The sequence below is a fragment of the Pseudomonadota bacterium genome, from assembly GCA_016719885.1.
Classification (GTDB): Bacteria; Pseudomonadota; Gammaproteobacteria.
The window spans coordinates 235,546-254,741 of sequence record JADJYF010000026.1; the positions used below are offsets into that span (position 1 = coordinate 235,546).

Here is a 19,196-nt window from a genome sequence, read left to right on the forward strand (position 1 = left end):
GAGTATCGCCCATGACGCCGGAGCAAGTGGTCAACGCGTTCTGCAAGGCCTTGAACGACGAAGGCGTGGAAGCCTCGCTGCGCTACATCGCCGATGACTGTGTCTACCAGAACATGCCGTTCCCGCCGGTGCACGGCCCGCAAGGCGTGCGCGACACCCTGCTCGGCTTCTTCCAGATCACCGGCCCGGTGCGTATCGAGACCTTGCAGCAGGCCGCGGTCGGCGATTACGTGTTCAACGAACGCCTCGACCATTTCGCGCCGCCCGGCGGCCGCGCCTTTCCGCTGCCGGTGGCCGGCGCGTTCAAGGTGCGCGGTGACAAGATCAGCGAATGGCGCGATTACTTCTGCATGCGCCAGTTCGCCGAAGGCACGGGGCTCGCGATCTGAGCAAGCCGGGCGCACGCCCGCCGCGCGGCGCGGACTGGCTGGCGATGGCGCTCGCGGCGCTCGGCGCGTGCGCGCCGGCGGCACGCGCCGCCGACTCGCCCGAGGACGCCGTGCGCTTCCGCCAGGGCATCATGAACGCCATGGCCTGGAACGTCGCACCACTGGCCTACATGGTCACCGGCCGACAGCGCTTCGACGATGCGCGCTTCACGGTGCTGGCGGCGCGTACCGCGGTGCTCGCCACCATGGCGCTGGAAGGCTTCACGCCGGACAGCGCCGCGGCCCGTTCACTGACCAGCGCCAAAGTGTGGCGAAACTTCGACGATTTCAGCCAGCGCATGCAGGCCTGGAATCCACCAGTTCGGCGCTGGCCAAGGCCGCGCAGCGCGGTGACCAGGCGCAGATGCGCGTGTTGTTCGACGACACGCTCAAGATCTGCAAAGCCTGTCATGACCAATACCAGCGCGCGCCCTGAGCCCCGCTCGCGTGGCGCGCATTCATCACCTGACAAGGAGAGACCCATGCTGTCGACGCGCGTGATTGTGATAGGCCTGCTCGGCCTGGGATTGGACGGCGCGCTGGCCGCCGATGCGCCACCGCCCTGCGGACATTCGCTCGACTCCGCGCCCAGGACCGTGCAGAGCACGCTCACGCCGGCCTATGCCGACAGCAAGGTCGATTTGAAATCCGTCGCGAAGCACATGAATGGTCTCATGCTCGAGATCGGGCGCTGCCAGGCCTACGCGCAGGACCCGGACAACGACACCCCCAACCGTCAGCACGACATCGCCGAGTGGCAGTCGCTCAACCAATGGATGTATCGCCTGACGAGCTTCGTCGATCAGAACGCACGCGGCGATCATCACATGGACTGGAAACGTGAGTTCGAGCTGTTCCAGGACGTCTACGAGTTGAAGCGCTGAGCCGGCCATGCACATCTGGGTGGACGCGGACGCCTGTCCGCGCGTGATCAGGGACATCATCTTCCGCGCCGCCGAGCGCCGCGCCATCGCCACCACCCTGGTCGCCAACCAGTCGCTGTCCCTGCCGCCTTCGGCCCATGTGCGCAGCGTGCGCGTGCCGGGCGGCTTCGATGAAGCGGACAAGCACATCGAGAACTCGGTCGCGCCCGGCGACATCGTCATCACGGCCGATATTCCGCTTGCCGCCGGCGTCATCGCCAAGGGCGCGCTGGCGCTCAATCCGCGCGGCACGCTCTACACCAAGGACAACATCGGCGAGCGTCTCGCGGTACGCGACATGCTGGACGAGCTGCGCTCCTCGCGCCTGGTGCGCGGCGGCCCGCCGCCGCTCGATCAGAAGGACAGGCAGGCGTTCGCCAACCAGTTCGACAAGCTGCTGGCACGCGCAGCGCAGGCATGAGCATGCACATCGCCTGGTACGACGTGGTCGGCACCGTCGGCGTGGTGCTGATCCTCATCGCCTATTTCCTGCTGCAGACCGAGCGCTGGTCGGGCCAGTCGCTGAGCTATTCGCTGGTCAACCTCGTCGGCTCGCTGATGATCACGGTGTCGCTCATCTACGATTTCAACCTGTCGTCGTTCATCATCGAGGTGGCGTGGATAGCGATCAGCATCTATGGCATCGTGCGTGCGCGCCGCGCCACGCGCGGTGGCGCATCGTATATCCCCAGCGAGGACACCCCATGATCGTCGATCACCGCACCTACACCCTCTATCCCGGCAAGCTCAAGGCCTTTGTCGAACTCTACGGCAGCAAGGGCTGGCCGCTGCAACAGCAGTACCTTGGCGACTGCGTGGGCTGGTACAGCTCGATGGACATCGGGCAGTTGAACCAGGTCGTGCACATGTGGCGCTTCAAGGATCTCAACGACCGCGCCGAGCGTCGCGCGCGCATGATGGCGGACCCGGCGTGGCCGGTGTATGCGGAGTCCGCCGCGCCGCTCATCCAGCACCAGGAAAACAAGATCCTGAGCGCCGCGCCGTTCTTCAAGGCTTGATGGCGGGCCGAGGCCACGCACAAGGTCGTGGCCGACCAACACTGGCCCACCTACATGAGCTGACAGCGGCACCCGTGGCGCGCCGCGCGCGCGCCTGTAGACTGCTTGCACCGCGGGGAGACAGGCCATGAACGAAGCGCTGCGAGCATCCGGTACCGACATCGCGATTCCGCCCCACGTGCCGCCCGAGCGCGTGTTCGACTTCGACATCTACGCTCCCCACGCCGCCGGTGAAGACTACTTCGAAGCCTGGCTGCGCTTCCGCAACGAAATGCCCTTCCCGCTGATCTGGACGCCGCGCCACGGCGGACACTGGGTGGTGACGCGCGGCGCGCAGGTGCTCGAGGTCTATGCCGATGCCACGCGATTCTCGGTCGATGCCTTCGGCGTGCCGCGCGCGGTCGGCGCGCAACAGCCGCTCGGCGCCTTGATCAAGGATCCTCCCGAGCACAGCCAGTGGCGCCAATTTCTCAATGTCGGCCTGTCGCCGCGCGTGGTGCGCGACAACGAAGCGGCGATCCGCGCCCGTGCCGTCGCCCTCATCGAAGGCTTCCGGCACCGCGGCCATTGCGAGGTGGTGCGCGACTTCGCCGATGTGCTGCCCTTGAGCGTGTTCCTGGAACTCGTCGGCCTGCCGCTCGCCGATCGCGAAATGCTTGCGGCATGGACCGCCGAGACGGTGCGCGGCGCCGACCTCGTGGCACGCCAGCAGGCTTTCATGGCGCTGGCCGATTACCTCGCGCCGGTGCTGGCCGCGCGGCGCGGTGGCGGCGGCAGCGACATGCTGAGCGCGATTGCAAACCTGGAAGTCAACGGCGCGCCGATCGCGACCGAAGAAGCCGTGGGCGCCGCCATCCACCTGTGCATGGCCGGTCTCGACACGGTCGCCTCGCTGCTGGTGTTCGTGCTGGAGTACCTGGCCCGTCATCCCCACGAGCGCCGCGCGCTGCGCGATGATGCGGCGCGCCTGCAGGGCGCGGCCACCGAGTTCACGCGGCGCTTCCCCATCGTGGTGATGAGTCGTCGCGTAGTCGCCGACATCACGTTCGCCGACACCGCACTGCGGCGCGACGACATGATCACTGCCGCCACCATGCTCTATAACCTCGACCCCGAGATCTTTCCCGAGCCGCTGCGCTTCGATCCTGCGCGTCGCACCGTGCAACTGGCCACTTTTGGCCACGGTATCCACCGCTGCCCCGGCGCCATCCTCGGTCGCCAGGAACTCGTGATCACCTTGCAGGAGTGGCTGAAGCGCATTCCTGATTTCGAACTCGCCAATGCCCAGGCACCGCGTACCAACGGCGGCATCGTCGCCAGCATGCCGGCCCTCGAACTGCGCTGGCGCGCGTGAGCGCGCCGCGCGACAACCCTCACGCCACCAACGAAGAAATCACCAGGTCGGAAAGGGTCTGGTAACGCACGAAGTTGTCGGCTTCATCCATGAGGCCGGTGCTGAGCAACACCAGCGAAACATCACGTGCCGGGTCGACCCAGAACAATGTCGTGCCACGACCGATGCCGCCAAAGGTGCGCGGCGAGTTCAGATCGCCGAAAGGTCCGGGCGTCGGCTTCTCACCGCGTCCCCAGAAACCCAGGCCCAGGTAGGCCGGGCATTCCTGCCAGTGCCGCCCGGCGAACAACCACTTGAACACCTGGTTCGGCATTTCGCCGGTGTGATTGCGTGACATGAGGTCGATCATGGCCGGCGACAGGATGCGCTGGCCGTCGAGTTCGCCGCCGCGCCTGAGCATCTCGGTGAAGCGCCACATGTCGGCCAGCGTCGAGAACGCGCCGCCGCCCGGCACCACCGAGTGCGGATGAGTGGCATAGCCGCTGATGCGCGCGATATGGGTGGCGGCGATGTTGGCGGCGTGCTGGTGTTGCGGCAGCAGGAGATAGGACGCCGGCTGCAACGGGCAACGTCGTGCCATCAGGTCGACGCGCGGACCGAACGCGGTGTCGCGCATGGCGAGAGGCGCGAACAGGTGCTCCTGCATGAGTTCGGTGAACGCACGCCCGCTGGCGCGCTGCATGAACAGGCCCAGCACCGAATGGGCGACCAGCACCGAGTAGGCCACCGCCGTGCCGGGCGTGCAGGAGGCCGGCCGGTCGAAGGTCCAGGCCGCGTACTGTTCGAGATTGGCGATGACCTCGGGCGGCACGCCGGGCGTGTCGATGGGCAGGCCACCGGTCTGGGTCAGGAGATGATGGAGGTTGATGAGCTGCTTGTCGGCGCGGCCGAATTCCGGAATCACCTCGGCAATCGGCGTGGTGAGATGGAACATGCCGTCTTCCACCAGCTTCAAGGCCACGGTCGAGGTCAAGGCCTTGGTCAGCGACATGAGATGGAACACCGAGTCGGGTTCCAGTGGCAGGTCGGCGTCGCGATCGGCGTAGCCTTCGCAGATGTCCAGCACCCATTGGCCGTGACGCGCCACGCGCAGCGCCACGCCATTGCAGCGGCCGGCGGCGATGTCCGCTTCGACGCGTCGCGTGACGCGGGCCAGTCGGTCGGGGTCGAATCCCAGCGCGGCGGCGTCGGCGGGGATCAGGGGGGGCTCCTCAGGGGACTCGGCGCGCATGGCATGCTAGCGCATCTTCCGTAGGTGCGAATTCATTCGGACATTGCAGGAAGGGCGCCGAGGCGCCGTCGCTGATCGTCGGCGTGCGAATGAATTCGCACCTACGGTACACTCCCGGCTACTCAATCTTAGCCAGGGGAACACTCACATGGGCATGAATCCCGCCAAGAACGCGGTCGACATCGGCATGGTGGTCGGCGACATCCGGGCCAGCCTCGCGTTTTACGAAGGCGTGCTGGGCTTGAAGAAAGTGCAGGAGATGCCGCTGTGGTTCGGCACCATGCACCGCATGGCGTTCGGCGACAGCTTCATCAAGCTGGTCGATCCGAAGAAGGTGCCGCCGGCCGGCACGCTCGGGCTCGAGCAGGCGCTGGGCTTTCGCTATCTCACTTTCCCGGTCACCAACATCGCCGAGGTGTGCGAGGCCTGCAAGCAGGCCGGTGTGAAGTTCGACGTCGAGATGAACGAATTCATGCCGGGCGTGACCATCGCCATGGTGCGCGACCCCGACGGCAACGTGGTGGAGTTCGTGCAGCGCGCCTGAGTCGCGACTTCCATGGGTGACTTCTACCTCGCGCGCGCCCTGCATGTGCTGGGCGTGGTGTTGTGGATAGGCGGCGTGGCCTTCGTCACCCTGGTGCTGCTGCCAGCGCTGCGCCGCAGCGTCGCGGCCGACGAACGGGTGGCGATGTTCGACCGTATCGAGGGCGCGTTCGCCACGCAGGCGCGCGTCACCACCGCCGTCACCGGGCTGTCGGGCCTGTGGCTGGTGCACCGGCTCGACGCCTGGTCACGCTTTGGCGACCTTCACTACTGGTGGATGCATGCCATGGTCGCGGTGTGGCTGTTGTTCACCCTGATGCTGTTCGTGTTCGAACCGTGGTTCCTGCACCGCTGGTTCCATGCCCGCGCGGCGCTCGATGCCGAGGGTACTTTCGCCCTCATCCAGCGCCTGCACCGCGTGCTGCTGACCGTCAGCGTGGTGACGGTGCTCGGCGCCGCTGCCGGCAGCCACGGTTGGCGCTTCTAGCGTTACGGCGCGGCCCCCCGCTGGCGGAATTGCGCGTCGCCGCCAAGGCGGGGACAATCCGGCCATCAGGCAGCCAGCACGAGGGCACTCCATGAACGCCGTCTCCCCTTTGCATCCCGTCGCGTCGGGTTACACCACCCAGCCCATCCTCTGGACCCGCTCCATCGGCTCGGCCAGGTTCGACTACCCGATTGATTACTGGGTCGCGATTCTCGGCGCCAACCTTGAAACCGGCCGTATCGATTTCCTCAGCAAGTGGGAACCGAACGCCTATTGCCACTACCACCGTCACCTCGGCCCGATGTCGGTGCTGGTGCTGGAAGGCGAGCAGCACATCATCGAGACCACGCCGTTCGAAACCATCCACAAGGTGCGCAAGCCGGGCTTCTACACCCACAGCGCCGGCGGCGACGTGCACATGGAACACGGCGGACCGAGCGGCGCGGTGGTGTTGTTCAGCTGCCAGGCCGTCGACGACGGCAAGTTGTTCGAAGTGCTCGACCGACAGGGCAAGGTGCTCGCCACCGCCACCATCCAGGGCTTCCTCGACGCGCAGAAGCCGCGCACCTGAACCCGCGGCGCGGTCGCTACTGGGCCTTGCCCGAACGCATCGACAGGATATTCGGCGGCGCGGCGAAGGTATCGGTGCGCGCCGCCTCCCAGAACACCTTGAACACCGGCGAGTCCGGCGTCGAATTCAAGAGTTCGCCGGGCTTGAGCCAATTGTAGAGCGCCGCCAGCGATCGCACTTCGGTCGAGGACACGCGTCGGATCACGTGTTCCGGCCCGAGTTCACGCGGATGACTCAAACCCGCCGCCGACAGCATTTCTTTCAGCACCGACAAGGTGTTCTGCTGGTATTGGAACACGCGCTCGGCCTTGTCCGTCACCACCAGCGCGCGCATGCGCTTCGGATCCTGGGTCGCGACGCCGGTCGGACAATGCCCGGAATGACAGGTCTGCGATTGCAGGCAACCGACCGCGAACATGAAGCCGCGCGCGGAGTTGCACCAGTCGGCGCCCATGGCGAGCGTGCGCGCGACGTCAAAGGCGGTGATGACCTTGCCCGAGGCGCCGATGCGTATGCGTTCGCGCAGGCCGATGCCGACCAAGGTGTTGTGCACCAGCATCAGCGCTTCGCGCAGCGGCGCGCCGACGTGATCGGAAAACTCCAGCGGCGCGGCGCCGGTGCCGCCTTCACCGCCATCGACCACGATGAAGTCCGGCGTGATGCCGGTTTCGAGCATGGCCTTGGCCATGCCGAACCATTCCCACGGATGACCGACGGCGAACTTCACGCCCACCGGCTTGCCGCCCGAAAGTTCACGCAAGGTCTTGACGAAGGCCATCAGTTCGAGCGGCGTCGAGAACGCCGAATGACGCGCCGGCGATATGCAGTCCACGCCGACCGGCACGCCGCGCGCCGCCGCGATCTCGGGCGTGACCTTGGGCCCCGGCAATACGCCGCCATGGCCGGGCTTGGCGCCCTGCGAAAGCTTCACCTCGATCATCTTGACCTGCGCGAGCGCGGCGTTGGCGCTGAACTTGTCGGCATCGAAGCGGCCTTCGGCATCGCGACAACCGAAATAGCCGCTGCCGATCTCCCACACCAGGTCGCCGCCCTTCTCGCGGTGATAGCGTGAAATCGATCCTTCGCCGGTGTCGTGGAAGAAACCGCCGCGGCGCGCACCTTCGTTCAAGGCCATGATGGCGTTGGCCGACAGCGCGCCGAAACTCATGGCCGAGACGTTGAACACGCTGGCGCAATAGGGTTGCGTGCAGTCGCCGCCGCCGACCTCGATGCGAAAGTCGTGGCTGCCGATTTCCGTCGGCGCGATGGAATGGTTCATCCACTCGTAGTGCGGCTGGTAGACATCGAGCTGGGTGCCGAAGGGGCGCTTGTCGATGGTGCCCTTGGCGCGCTGGTAGACGATGGAGCGCTGGGCGCGCGAGAACGGCAGTTCGTCGCGATCCGCTTCGATGAAGTACTGGCGGATCTCGGGACGGATGTATTCGAAGAAGAAGCGGAAATGGGCCAGCAGCGGGTAGTTGCGGCGTATGGCCTGGCGCGTCTGGTGATAATCGATGAATCCCACCACCGACAGGCCGGCCGCCAGCAGCGTGAACGGCAGCAGTTCGTGGACCAGGGGCGTGAGCAAGGCGCCGAGCACGGTGACCGCGCCGCAGGCCGCCCACGCCCAGTAACGCTGAGGCAGGAGAGATTCCAAGGCACTGAGCATGCTCGACTCCTCCGTGGTGTGGGGCGATGGTAGCAGTTCGCGGCCAGGGTAGCGGCCGCGCCGGCGCGCGGCGCAGTGCGCGCGCGGCCGGCTCAGGACTCGCCGAGGCTGGCCTTGAGGCTGGCGATCTCGGCGCCGAGGCGCGCGACGGTTTGTTCGAGACTCGCCACGCGCGCCTCGAGATCGTCGCCGCGCGCGGCCGGCACTGACGGCGGCGGCGCCGCCACCGAATCGATGTGGCCGCTGAACAGGTGCGCGTAACGCGATTCGCGCGCGCCCGGCGCACGCGGCAAAAGCGCGACGAACGGCCCGTAGCCGCGCGTCATCAAGCCCTCGAGCGTGGCTTCGACGGCCTGCGCATCGGCGAACTCGCACAGGCGCTGGGTATGGGCGCGCAATTCGCCGGGCGTCTGCGCACCGCGCAGCAGCAGTACGCAGACGATGCCGAGTTCCTGCGCGTTGAACTTCAACTGGCCGAACTCGGTATTGCAGAAGCGCTGCCGGTACTTGGTGACGCGACCGCCATAGCCGCCGCGGTCGCTGACCACGTGGGCCTTGATGAGGCCGTCGAGCGTGGCCTGCACCTCGTGCGCCGACAACTCCAGTATCGGCTCGCGGTTGGTCTTCTGGTTGCACGCCGCCTGCAGGGCATTCAAGGACAGCGGGTACTGATCGGGCGTCGTGATCTCCTTTTCAATCAGCGCGCCGACCACGCGCGCTTCGAGCGCCGTCAACTCATGGCTCACGCCGCGCCACCGACGTCGGCGTAGCGCGCATCGCGCTTTTGCAGCGCGGCGTTGACCGCTTCGACCTGGTTGGGCGAGCCCAAGAGTTCGAGCTGCAGGGACTCCTCGAGCGCGAGACCGGTGCGCGCGTCGGCGCGCCAGGACTCGTTCAACAGGCGCTTGGAGGCGCGCACCGCGTGGGGCGAACGGGCCGCGATGGCGCGCGCGCTGCGCATGGCCTCGGCCAAGGGGTCGGCCACCACGCGCGTCACGAGGCCGAGCGCGCACGCTTCCTCGGCATCGATGATGCGACCGCTCAGGGTCAAGTCCTTGGCGACGTCGAGCCGCACCAGGTCCGGCAAGGTCTGGGTCAGGCCCATGTCCGGCACCAGGCCGTACTTGATCTCCATCACCGACATGCGCGTGTCGGGCGCGGCGAACCGGATGTCGGCGCCGAGCGCAATCTGGCAGCCACCGCCGAACGCCACGCCGTGCAGCGCCGCCAGCACCGGCATCGGCATGGTTTTCCAGATCACCGCGGTGCGCTGCGCGCGGTTGTCGGGCGCGCCGTCGCGCGCCAGCAGGCGGTCCATCACCGCGCGCGCCGCGTCGGGACCTTTCAGCATCTCGGCCATGACCGAAAAATCGAGGCCCGCACAAAAGCTCGGGCCATTGCCCGACAGCACCACCACGCGTACCGCCGGATTGGCGGCCAGCGCGGCGCCGGCATCATTGATGGCGGCGAACATCTCCAGGGTCAGGGAGTTGTGCTTGTCGGGGCGATTGAAGCGTACGTCGGCGATGCCCTCGGCAATCTCGACAGTGACCAGGTTCGTCATGCTTGGCTCCTCAGGCTGAATGGGTGATGCGCGAACGCATGAGGTCGATGCGGTCGTTGCCGAAATACATGTCGTCGCCGTCGAGGAACATTGTCGGCGAGCCGAAGCCGCCGCGCGCCACCACTTCCTCGGTCGCCTGGCGCAGGCGCTCCTTGCACGCACTGCTGGCGATGCCGTCGAAAAACTCCTCGCGCGTGAAGCCGAGGCCGGTCGCGATGTCGGCCAGCGCCTCGTCCTGGGAGATATCGACCAGCTCGGTCCAGTAGCGTTTGAACACCGCACGCGCATAGGGCACCAGGCAGCCGCGGTCGATGGCGAGATAGGCGCCGCGCATGGCTTTCACGCTGTTGACCGGGAATACCGGCGGCGGAAACGTGATGCCGATGCCGACCAGGCGCGCCCAGTCGGCGAGATCCTTGCGCATGTAGGCGGCCTTCAGGGGCACCGGCGTTTCACGCGACTGGTAGACGCTGGGATTGACGGTGTTGAAGATGCCGCCGACCAGGATCGGCCGCCACTCGATGTCGACATCGAGACCGGCCATGCGCGTTTGCAGGTACTCGAAGGCGAGGTAGGTCCACGGGCTGGAACAGTCGAAAAAACATTCGATGCGATGGCGCATGTCACTTTCCTCTTGGCCGACGTGTGAAGATTCTTGTCACGGCAGTTCGCACACCACGCGCCCCATCACGCGGCGCGCGGCAATGGTGTCGAGCGCGTCCACCAGGTCCTCGAAGGCGAGGCGCGCATGCACATGGGGCGTGAGCTTGCCGCTGGCCGCCCATTGTTCGAGCGCGGCGTGCACCTGGCGGCCACCCTCGGGATACACGCGGCCGTACTCGCCGGCGCGCACGCCGATGATGGAATACTGCTTGAGCAAGGCATGGTTGACGGTGGCGCTCGGAATGCGGCCGCTGGCGAAGCCGATGACCAGCATGCGTCCGAAGGGCGCGATGCAGTGCAGGGATTCATCGAACACGTCGCCGCCTATCGGATCGAACACCAGGTCGGCGCCGCGGCCGTCGGTCCAGGCCTTGACCGCCTGGCGAAACGGACCCGACGCATAGTCGATGACCGCCGCCGCGCCCCGGCTCGCCACCAATTCGAGCTTGGCGGTGCCGGCCGCCATGCCGATCACGCGCGCGCCCATGGCGGCGGCGAGTTCGACCGCCGCGAGGCCGACGCCGCCGGCCGCGCCGTGTATCAGCACGGTTTCGCCGGCCGCGAGATGGCCGCGCACGATCAGGCCGACGTAGGCGGTCTTGTAGCCGATGATGAAGGCCGCGCCGTGGGCGAAGTCGAAATTGTCGGGCAGGTGCATGCAATCACTGGCGGCCGTCACCACCTGCTCGGCGGCGGCGCCGGCGCGAATCGTGCCCATCACCCGCGCGCCGGGCTGGAAACGTTCGACGCCCTCTCCCACCGCCAGCACCTCGCCGGCGAATTCCGCGCAGGGCGTGAACGGCAGCGGCGGCTTGTATTGATACAGCCCTTGCACCATCAGCATGTCGGGAAAGCCCACCGCGAACGCGCGGTTGCGCACCAGGATCTCGCCCGGGCCGGGCGCGCGTGACGCGACTTCGGCCACGCCGAGCGTGTGGTAATCTCCGAACGCGTGGCAGCGCCAGGCGCGGTGACTCGCAGTGCTCTCGCTCATGCGTCAGCTATCCCCTAGAACGGCAGGCATCATAATCGGAATCAGCATGATCACGTTATCCAGACAGGCGGCCGATGTGGCCGAGGTATTGAAGGCACGCAAGGAAAGCATCGCGGTCGCGGAGTCGTCCACCGGCGGTCTCATTTCCGCCAACCTGCTCGCGGTGCCGGGCGCCTCGGCCTATTACATGGGCGGCAGCGTCATCTACACCATGCGCGCGCGGCGCGAGCTGCTCGGCATCGACAAGGCCACGCTCGATCAGCAACAACCCTTGACCGAAAACTACGTGACGCTGTGCGCCCAGCGCATACGCGAGCGTCTCAAGGCGACCTGGGGCATCGCCGAACTCGGCGCCACCGGCCCTGCCGGCACGCCCTATGGCCATCCGCCGGGCATCTGCGTGCTGGCGGTGGTCGGCCCGGTGACGGTCACCCGTCGTCTCGAGACCGGCAGCCCGGATCGCGAAGGCAACATGCAGGTCTTCACGCGCGCCGCGCTGGAACTGCTGCAGGAAGCGCTGGACCAGTGCCAGTGATGGCGGCCCGCTAGTGGACGCGTCGTTCTGGAAAGCGCGCTGGGAAGCCAACCAGATTGGCTTCCACGAGGCCGAGGTGCATCCCATGCTGCTCGCCCATGGCGCGCGCCTCGGCGACAGCGGCGCGGTGCTGGTGCCGCTGTGCGGAAAATCGAACGACATGGCGTGGCTCGCCGCGCGCGGCCTGGCGGTACTCGGCATCGAGCTCTCGGACATCGCCGTGCAAGCGTTCTTCAGCGAGCGTGGCCTCGCGCCCGCGCACAGCGCGGTGGCGGGCTACGAGGAATACCGCGCGCCCGGCTATCGCCTGTTGTGCGGGGATTTCTTCGCGCTGACGCGCGACGTGCTTGGCGCCTTCAGCGCCATCTACGACCGTGCGGCCCTGATTGCCCTGCCGCCCGCCATGCGTCGTGACTACGCGGCGACGCTCGGCGCACTGGCCGCGCCCGGCACGCGCATGCTGCTGGTGAGCGTCGAGTACGAGGCCGGCGCCGTTTCAGCACCGCCCTTTGCCGTCAGCGCCGCTGAAGTCACGGCCTTGTACGGCGAACAATGGACCATCGAGGATCTCGGCACGCGCGCCGCCGACGTGAAGGGGCAGCCGGGCACGGAGCAGGCGTTTTTCCTGGTCCGACGCTAGCTTTTTCTTTGTGGGTCAGACTTCAGTCTGACATGCGCAATCACAACCACTCCGCATCCCAATGGGGATAATCAGAGACCCGCACGACAATGCGCCGTCGCAACGGGTTGGCAACGATGTAACGGGCAATGGCCGTCAAATCCTCGGTTTCGCGCACTGCATGTTCGTAGTAGCCCGGTTGCCATACCGGCCCATCGCGACAGGTTGTCCGGTTCGCAGCACGGGCGGTGCGGCCTTTGAGCAACTTCGCGACGATCTCGAGCGAGTGGCTGTGGCCCAATGCAAACAGCCAATGAAGATGGTCAGGCATGAGCACCCACGCCAACGACGTGACCAGGGCGCATTCGTGCAGACGCCGCATTTCGTTGATGACGAAGCGTGCGCATGCAAAATCGCTGAAAAGCGGCCGCCGCTGGTGAGTCGTCGTCGTAAGAAAATAAACCTGACCGGGAAGGCTTACGCGTCCCTTGCGCAGTTGGGCATAGACCATCCTTGGCCTCCGAATTCATCGCGACATCCTGTCGCCGGTCGAATGTAACCCGGCCGAATCGGGTTGTGAATCGCACGCTGCCGGTCGATGAAATGTCAGACTGAAGTCTGACCCACAATGCGGGGACCGCTCGCCCCTTAGCTTCCCGCGCTCCGCAGGGGCCAGTATGATGTCGCCCCTCTCACGGAACCAGACACAAGACCTCCCCCATGGCCACACCCACGCTCTTCATCGACGGCGAACACGGCACCACCGGGCTCGAGATCCGCGAGCGGCTGCGTGCGCGTGGCGATGTCGAGGTGGTGAGCCTGGCGCGGGACAAATCGAAGGACGAGGCCGCCAAGCGCGAGGTCGTGAACGCGGTCGATCTCGTCATCCTGTGCCTGCCGGACGACGCCGCCAAGGCCACCGTGGCGATGATCGACAACCCGCGCACCGGCGTCATCGATGCCAGCACCGCGCATCGCACCGCGCCGGGCTGGGTATATGGCTTTCCCGAATTGTGTGGCGGCCAGCGCGCGGCCATCGCGGCCGCCAAGCGCGTCGCCAACCCGGGCTGCTATCCGACCGGCTTTCTCGGCCTGGTGCGGCCGCTGCGCGATGCCGGCCTGCTGGCCGCCGATGCACGCCTCGCGGTGCACGCGGTGTCGGGCTATTCCGGCGGCGGTCGCAAGATGATCGAAACCTACCGTGACGCCGCGCCCGGCAGCCAGCCACAGAATTTCGGCGCCTATGGCCTGACGCTCAACCACAAGCACCTGGGCGAAATGCAGGGGCACGGCCTTCTGAGCCACAAGCCGGTGTTCTCACCCTCGGTCGGTTATTACGAACGCGGCATGCTGGTATTCGTGCCGCTGCATTACGCGCAATGCGCCGGCGCCGTGAATGGCGCGCGCCTGCAAGAAACGCTCGCCGCTCATTTCGCCGGCGAGCAGTTCGTGAGCGTGCGGCCCTTGAATGACGACGCGGCGCTGCGCGAGGGCAGCTTCATCGAGCCCGAAGCGCTCAATCACACCAATCGGCTGGAATTGTTCGTGTACGCCAATGATGACCAGCAGCAGGCGATGCTGGTGGCGCGTCTCGACAACCTTGGTAAGGGCGCCAGCGGCGCGGCGCTGCAGAACATGAACCTCATGCTCGGCCTGCCGGAAGGCGCCGGCCTGTAAAGCCGACGCAGGCTATCGCTCAGCTCAATACCGGCACGGCATCGGCGCCGTGGCCGACCAGCGCCACGATGCGCCAGCCGCCGTCATTGCGCACCAGGGTATAGGTCGCGCCCAGGGTTTCCAGCACGCTGCCGTCGGCGCGATAACGCGTCCAGTGCATGGCGGCCAGCGCCAGGGTCGGCGCGAGGGTCTTGACCGACAGCCGCTCCCAGGCCGAGCGTGCGAAATGCTGTTCGCGCAGGCGATCCAGCATGACCGCGAAGAACGCGTCGAATTCGGCGGTGTCCGCCAGCGGATGGGCGCCCTGCGGCACCACCACCATCGCCGGTAATTGGTAGAGGGCGCGGAAGCCCGCCAGGTCACCGCCACCGAAGGTTCGCGCGATGTCGTCGAAGAACGCCGCCACCGAATCGAAGTTCACATCTTTGTCCACGATCATTCCTCGCCAGGTTCAAGCGGTCGCCATCACGCCATCGCTGTCGGACGGCCGCTGACGTCCGCGCGCGCGCGACAGCAGGAACACCGTCACCCACACGTTGACCAGGTTCCAGCCGATGCCGTGCACGAAGGCCAGCGTGTAGGAGTGACTGAGATCGTAGATCGCGCCCGAGCCCCAGCCACCGAAAGCCATGCCGACAATGGTCGCGAAGATGATGAGGCCGATGCGTCCGCCGGCCTGCGCCTCGGGAAAGTATTCGCGCACGATCAGCGCATAGGACGGCACGATGCCGCCCTGGAACAGCCCGAACATCGCCGACGCCACGTACAGCGCCACCATGCCCTGCGCCGGCAGGAACATGAGCAAGGCCACGCCCTGCAGAATGCCGCTGATCAGCAGGGTGCGCAGCCCGCCCAGGCGGTCCGACAGTTGCCCGAAGATGAGGCGGCTGATGATGCCGGCGCCCAGCATCACGCTCAGCATCTCGGCGCCGCGCGCCGCGCCGAAGCCGCGATCGGCGCACAGCGACACGAGATGCACCTGCGGCATGGCCATCGCCACGCAGCAGCCGACGCCGGCCACGCACAGCAGCGCCGTCAAGCTGGTCGGCGTGAGGCCGAGTTCGGCGGGCGAACCCGCTGAACCACCGTGACTGACCGCCACCGAACTGCGCTCGGGCCGCGCGCGCAGCATGAAGATCAGGGGCAGCATCACCGTCACGCTGATCATGGCCATGGTCGTGTAGGTATCGCGCCAGCCGTTGGCTTCGAGCAGCTTGTACAAGGGCTTGGGCCACAGCGCGCCGGCCAGGTAATTGCCGCTGGCCGCGATCGCGACCGCAAGGCCGCGTCGTTTGAAGAACCACTTGGAAATATCCGCCAGCAGCGGCCCGAAGGTCGAGGCCGGCCCGAACCAGCCGAGCGCGACGTGCGCGAGCAGGAACAAGGGATAGTTGGGCGCGTGGGCGGCACACAGCAGTGACACGCCCAAGGCCAGCACGCAGCCGGCTATCGGCAGGGCTACGCCGTGGCGATCGATGAGCTTGCCGGTGACGATGCCGCCGATGCCGAAGCCCAGCATCACCATGGTGAACGGCAGCGAGGCGCCGGCGCGCGTGATGGAGAAATCGGCCTGGAAGGCCGGCAACGCGACCACCACCACGTACATGCCGGCGCTGCCGATGGTGGTCAGCGTCAGGCATGCGAACAGCCTCGCCCAGGCGTAATTGGAATCGACAGCCGCGGTGTTGCTCATGCACTCCCCCGATGGTTCAAGCGTGCGCGCCGATCTTGCCAACACGAGGGCCATGCGCGCGGTGTGCTGTGTGCACTGTCGCGCGCGCGTTCAGCGACGCCGAGGCGCGACCATACGCGAAAACGCCGCCCGTTCACATGTGTGCGTGCGTACTCTCGCCAAAGCGGCCGTAGCGATACAGCAGGGCCGGCATCACCAGCAGGTTCAAGAGCGTCGACGACACCAGTCCGCCGATGATGATGGCCGCCATCGGGCCCATGATCTCGCGGCCGGGATTGTCGCTGTCGATGGTCAGCGGCAGCATGGCCAGCGCCGTCACCAGCGCGGTCATGAGAATGGCCGGCAGACGCTCGCGCGCGCCGCGCAGCGCGGTATCGAGATTCCACGCGCAGCCTTCGTGTCGCACCAGGTGCTCATAGTGGGAGACCAGCATGATGCTGTTGCGCACCGTGATGCCGAACAGGGTCACGAAACCGACCACCGAGCCGACCGATACCACGCCGCCCGCCATCACCACCGCCAGCACGCCGCCGAGCAGCGAAAACGGCAGGTTCATGAGGATCAGCAGCAGGTAGCGCAAACGCCCGACCGCCATGTAGATGAGCAGCAGCACGCCGACGCCCGCGATCGCGGCGTGCGCGATGAGCTCGCGCCGCGCCGCGGCCTGCTCCACCGCCGCGCCGCTGAATTCGGCGTGCACGCCCTCGGGAAACTCCAGGTGCGCGAACACGCGCTGCCGCAGTTCGCGCATGAAGCCGTCGAGGTCGCGCCCCTCGACCTCGGCCGTCACCACCTGCAGGCGCTGCGCGTCGCGATGCAGGATGTTGTAACGCCCGGCGCTCTGCGTGATGTCCGCCACCTGGCGCAGGCGTATCGGCCCGCCCTCGTCGGCCGCCACGATCACCTCGCCGACGCGCGCCACGTCGCCGCGCGTGGCGGCGTCGGCGAGCACCGTCACCGGCACGCGACGGTTGTCGAGCCGGGTTTCATTCACCGCGAGACCGCTATAAGCGCTCTGTACCGCTTCCAGCGCGGCGCGCGCCGACACGCCGTAACGCGCGAGGCGCGTCGCGTCCAGCGCGATGCGCAGCCCGGGCGTGTCGTAGGCGGCGCGCACGCGCACGTTGGCGGCGCCCGGCACCTCGCGCAGCAGCGCCGCCAGTTCCAGCGCCTTGGCGTCCAGCACATCGAGATCGTTGCCGTAGAGGTTGACCACCACCGGCGCCGTGTAGCCGGAAATCGTTTCGTCGATGCGCTCGGTGAGAAAGGTGTTGGCCTCGAAAGTGATGCCGGGATAGCTCGCCAGCACCGCGCGCAGACGTTCGAGGATGGTCTGCTGCGCGGTGCCGCTGGAAGGCGCGAGACCAATCTCGTATTCGCTGTAATGACTGCCGTAGGTGTCGGCGCCGCGCTCGGCGCGTCCCGCCCATTGCGACACCGACTCGACACCCGGGATGTCGAGGAAGCGTCGCGTCAGGTTGCTGCCCATGCGCAGCGACTCGTCGAGACTGGTGCCCGGCAGGCCGGTGGTGTGCACGATGAAATGTCCTTCGCGCAGGTCCGGCAGGAAGCGCGCGCCGAGGCCCGGCAGCAGCGCGGCGACCGCCACCACGCACAGGCCGCTCGCGAAGACAGCAAACGTCGGCCTGGCGGCGATGAGGCGCACCGCCGCGCCGTAGCGCGGATTCAACCAGCGGAACACCGGCGCCTCGCGCGCGCCCGTGCGCGCGTTGCCGAGCAGGCTCACGCACAGCGCCGGCGTGACCGTGACCGCCACCAGCAGCGAGGCCAGCACCGCCAGGATGTAGGCCAACCCCAGCGGCGCGAACAGGCGGCCGCTGACACCGCCCAAGGTCAGCAAGGGCACGAACACCAAGGCCACGATGAAGGTGGCGTAGACCACCGAGCCGCGCACCTCCAGCGACGCGGCCAACGCCACGCTGGCCAGATGCTCGCCGGGCGCGGCCTGGCGCAGGCGCCGGAAAATGTTCTCGGTATCGATGATGGCGTCATCCACCACTTCGCCGAGCGCGATGGCCAGGCCGCCGATCACGAGCACATTGAGGTTGACGCCGGCGGCGATGAGCACGATCACCGCCGTCATCAATGACAGCGGGATGGCCAGCGCCGAGATCAAGGCGGTGCGCAGGTTGTACAGGCCGACCAGCAGCACCAGCAGCACCAGCGCGCCGCCGAACAGGAGATGGCGGGCGATGTCGCCGATGGCGGTGGTGATGTACTCGGCCGGCACGAACAGCCGCGCGTGCAGCGTGACCTCGTGCTGCGCGAGCGTCGGTTCCAGGTCGGCGAAGACTTCGTCCAGGCGATTCGAGACGGTCAGCGTGTTGGCGCCGAGCTGACCGATCACCATCATCACCACCGCCGCGCGTCCACCCACCTGCGCGGCGCTGATGCGCGGCAAGGCGCCCCAGCGCACGTCGGCGACATCGCCGATGGTGATGACACCGCCGTCCTCGGCGCGCACCGTGGCGGCGGCCAGCGTGGCGGGCGTCAGCGCCGCGCTCGTGCCGGTGATGGCAATCTGTTGATTGAGGTTCTCGACCACGCCCAGCGCCAGGTCGGCGCCGGCGTTGCGCGCGGCGGCGGCGAGCTCGGCCATGGTCACGCCGAGGCGCGCCATCGCCACGTCGCGCGGCGCGACGATGAGCGCACGCGCGGCGCCACCGAACACGTTGACGTCGGCCACGCCCGGCACGCCGAGCATGCGCGGCACCACCACCTGCTCGGTGATGTCGCGCAGGCGCAGCGCGTCGTCGTCGGCCGCCACCAGGCCGATGGTGCGCACCGTCGCCGACGACGACGCCAGCGGCGCGATCACCGGCTCGCGCACGCCCGCCGGCAGCAGCGCCGCGACGCTCGCCAGCCGCTCGCTCACCTGGTTGCGATTGCGATGGATATCGCTCGCGTCGTTGAACACCAGGGTCAGGATCGACAATCCCTGGATCGATTCCGAGCGCTGATGATCGAGATTGATGAGGCCGCCCAGCGCAGCCTCCAGCGGCTGCGTGACCAGCACCTCGACCTGTTCGGCGCTGAGGCCCGGCGCCTCGGTCTGCACGATGACGAGCTTGGGCGCGAATTCGGGAAAGATGTCGAGCCCGGTGCTGGACAGTTTGAACACGCCGTAGACGACCAGGGCGATGGCAGCGGCCAGCACCACCGCGCGCCGCTCGATGGCGAAGCGGACCAGCGCGCTCAGCATCGC

The 19,196-nt window shown here is 67.2% G+C and carries 22 protein-coding genes; 12 read left to right on the top strand and 10 right to left on the bottom strand.

The genetic code is table 11. The features are described 5' to 3' along the window. Positions 1–11 precede the first annotated feature (11 nt). From IPM80_21785 to IPM80_21810, 6 genes are all read left to right on the top strand, one after another. Complete coding sequence (locus tag IPM80_21785) at positions 12–389, top strand: nuclear transport factor 2 family protein (GenBank protein ID MBK8960979.1); 378 nt, start codon at positions 12–14, stop codon at positions 387–389. 44 nt (positions 390–433) lie between these two features. Next, positions 434–1,312 (top strand): cytochrome c, encoded by an 879-nt coding sequence (locus IPM80_21790; protein MBK8960980.1) that lies wholly within the window; start codon positions 434–436, stop codon positions 1,310–1,312. A gap of 7 nt (positions 1,313–1,319) precedes the next feature. After that, positions 1,320–1,772: a YaiI/YqxD family protein gene (locus tag IPM80_21795; GenBank protein ID MBK8960981.1), complete on the top strand. Its 453-nt coding sequence runs from the start codon at positions 1,320–1,322 to the stop codon at positions 1,770–1,772. Then, complete coding sequence (locus tag IPM80_21800; GenBank protein MBK8960982.1) at positions 1,769–2,059, top strand: hypothetical protein; 291 nt, start codon at positions 1,769–1,771, stop codon at positions 2,057–2,059. The genes IPM80_21795 and IPM80_21800 overlap by 4 nt, the downstream gene beginning before the upstream one ends. Continuing rightward, entirely contained in the window at positions 2,056–2,370 is a 315-nt protein-coding gene (locus tag IPM80_21805; protein ID MBK8960983.1) for an NIPSNAP family protein, read from the top strand. Before IPM80_21800 ends, IPM80_21805 begins: the two co-directional genes overlap by 4 nt. A 127-nt stretch (positions 2,371–2,497) precedes the next feature. Further along, a complete protein-coding gene (locus IPM80_21810) occupies positions 2,498–3,724 on the top strand; it encodes a cytochrome P450 (GenBank protein ID MBK8960984.1) in 1,227 nt (408 codons plus the stop codon). A gap of 19 nt (positions 3,725–3,743) precedes the next feature. Here IPM80_21810 and IPM80_21815 read toward each other — a convergent pair whose 3' ends face one another. After that, a complete protein-coding gene (locus tag IPM80_21815) occupies positions 3,744–4,955 on the bottom strand; it encodes a beta-lactamase family protein (GenBank protein ID MBK8960985.1) in 1,212 nt (403 codons plus the stop codon). Between the two features lie 148 nt (positions 4,956–5,103). Here IPM80_21815 and IPM80_21820 point away from each other — a divergent pair, with 148 nt between their 5' ends. From IPM80_21820 to IPM80_21830, 3 genes are all read left to right on the top strand, one after another. Beyond that, complete coding sequence (locus IPM80_21820) at positions 5,104–5,499, top strand: VOC family protein (GenBank protein MBK8960986.1); 396 nt, start codon at positions 5,104–5,106, stop codon at positions 5,497–5,499. Positions 5,500–5,511: 12 nt separating this feature from the next. After that, complete coding sequence (locus IPM80_21825; GenBank protein MBK8960987.1) at positions 5,512–5,985, top strand: hypothetical protein; 474 nt, start codon at positions 5,512–5,514, stop codon at positions 5,983–5,985. A gap of 145 nt (positions 5,986–6,130) precedes the next feature. Next, positions 6,131–6,556: a hypothetical protein gene (locus tag IPM80_21830; GenBank protein ID MBK8960988.1), complete on the top strand. Its 426-nt coding sequence runs from the start codon at positions 6,131–6,133 to the stop codon at positions 6,554–6,556. A gap of 16 nt (positions 6,557–6,572) precedes the next feature. Here the strand turns inward: IPM80_21830 and IPM80_21835 are convergent, their stop codons facing one another. From IPM80_21835 to IPM80_21855, 5 genes are all read right to left on the bottom strand, one after another. Next, positions 6,573–8,225: an FMN-binding glutamate synthase family protein gene (locus IPM80_21835; protein ID MBK8960989.1), complete on the bottom strand. Its 1,653-nt coding sequence runs from the start codon at positions 8,223–8,225 to the stop codon at positions 6,573–6,575. A gap of 92 nt (positions 8,226–8,317) precedes the next feature. Beyond that, entirely contained in the window at positions 8,318–8,971 is a 654-nt protein-coding gene (locus tag IPM80_21840) for a DUF480 domain-containing protein (GenBank protein MBK8960990.1), read from the bottom strand. Further along, complete coding sequence (locus IPM80_21845; protein MBK8960991.1) at positions 8,968–9,789, bottom strand: crotonase/enoyl-CoA hydratase family protein; 822 nt, start codon at positions 9,787–9,789, stop codon at positions 8,968–8,970. The genes IPM80_21840 and IPM80_21845 overlap by 4 nt, the downstream gene beginning before the upstream one ends. Before the next feature lie 10 nt (positions 9,790–9,799). Beyond that, positions 9,800–10,411 (bottom strand): 2-hydroxychromene-2-carboxylate isomerase, encoded by a 612-nt coding sequence (locus IPM80_21850; protein MBK8960992.1) that lies wholly within the window; start codon positions 10,409–10,411, stop codon positions 9,800–9,802. Positions 10,412–10,447: 36 nt separating this feature from the next. Continuing rightward, complete coding sequence (locus IPM80_21855) at positions 10,448–11,446, bottom strand: NADPH:quinone oxidoreductase family protein (GenBank protein MBK8960993.1); 999 nt, start codon at positions 11,444–11,446, stop codon at positions 10,448–10,450. 46 nt (positions 11,447–11,492) lie between these two features. Between IPM80_21855 and IPM80_21860 the strand changes: the two genes are divergently transcribed. Both IPM80_21860 and IPM80_21865 read left to right on the top strand, forming a co-directional pair. Further along, positions 11,493–11,981, top strand: coding sequence for a CinA family protein (locus IPM80_21860; GenBank protein ID MBK8960994.1), 489 nt, complete (start codon positions 11,493–11,495; stop codon positions 11,979–11,981). 13 nt (positions 11,982–11,994) lie between these two features. Continuing rightward, positions 11,995–12,621, top strand: a complete 627-nt coding sequence (locus IPM80_21865; GenBank protein ID MBK8960995.1) for a thiopurine S-methyltransferase — start codon at positions 11,995–11,997, stop codon at positions 12,619–12,621. A 40-nt stretch (positions 12,622–12,661) separates the two neighbouring features. Here the strand turns inward: IPM80_21865 and IPM80_21870 are convergent, their stop codons facing one another. Beyond that, positions 12,662–13,111: a transposase gene (locus IPM80_21870; protein MBK8960996.1), complete on the bottom strand. Its 450-nt coding sequence runs from the start codon at positions 13,109–13,111 to the stop codon at positions 12,662–12,664. A gap of 209 nt (positions 13,112–13,320) precedes the next feature. Between IPM80_21870 and argC the strand changes: the two genes are divergently transcribed. Further along, a complete protein-coding gene (argC, locus tag IPM80_21875) occupies positions 13,321–14,277 on the top strand; it encodes an N-acetyl-gamma-glutamyl-phosphate reductase (GenBank protein MBK8960997.1) in 957 nt (318 codons plus the stop codon). 19 nt (positions 14,278–14,296) lie between these two features. Here the strand turns inward: argC and IPM80_21880 are convergent, their stop codons facing one another. The 3 genes from IPM80_21880 to IPM80_21890 form a co-directional block, all read right to left on the bottom strand. Then, a complete protein-coding gene (locus tag IPM80_21880; protein MBK8960998.1) occupies positions 14,297–14,710 on the bottom strand; it encodes a DUF4440 domain-containing protein in 414 nt (137 codons plus the stop codon). 18 nt (positions 14,711–14,728) lie between these two features. Continuing rightward, entirely contained in the window at positions 14,729–15,970 is a 1,242-nt protein-coding gene (locus IPM80_21885; GenBank protein MBK8960999.1) for an MFS transporter, read from the bottom strand. A gap of 133 nt (positions 15,971–16,103) precedes the next feature. After that, positions 16,104–19,193 (bottom strand): efflux RND transporter permease subunit, encoded by a 3,090-nt coding sequence (locus IPM80_21890; protein MBK8961000.1) that lies wholly within the window; start codon positions 19,191–19,193, stop codon positions 16,104–16,106. Between the last annotated feature and the right edge of the window lie 3 nt (positions 19,194–19,196).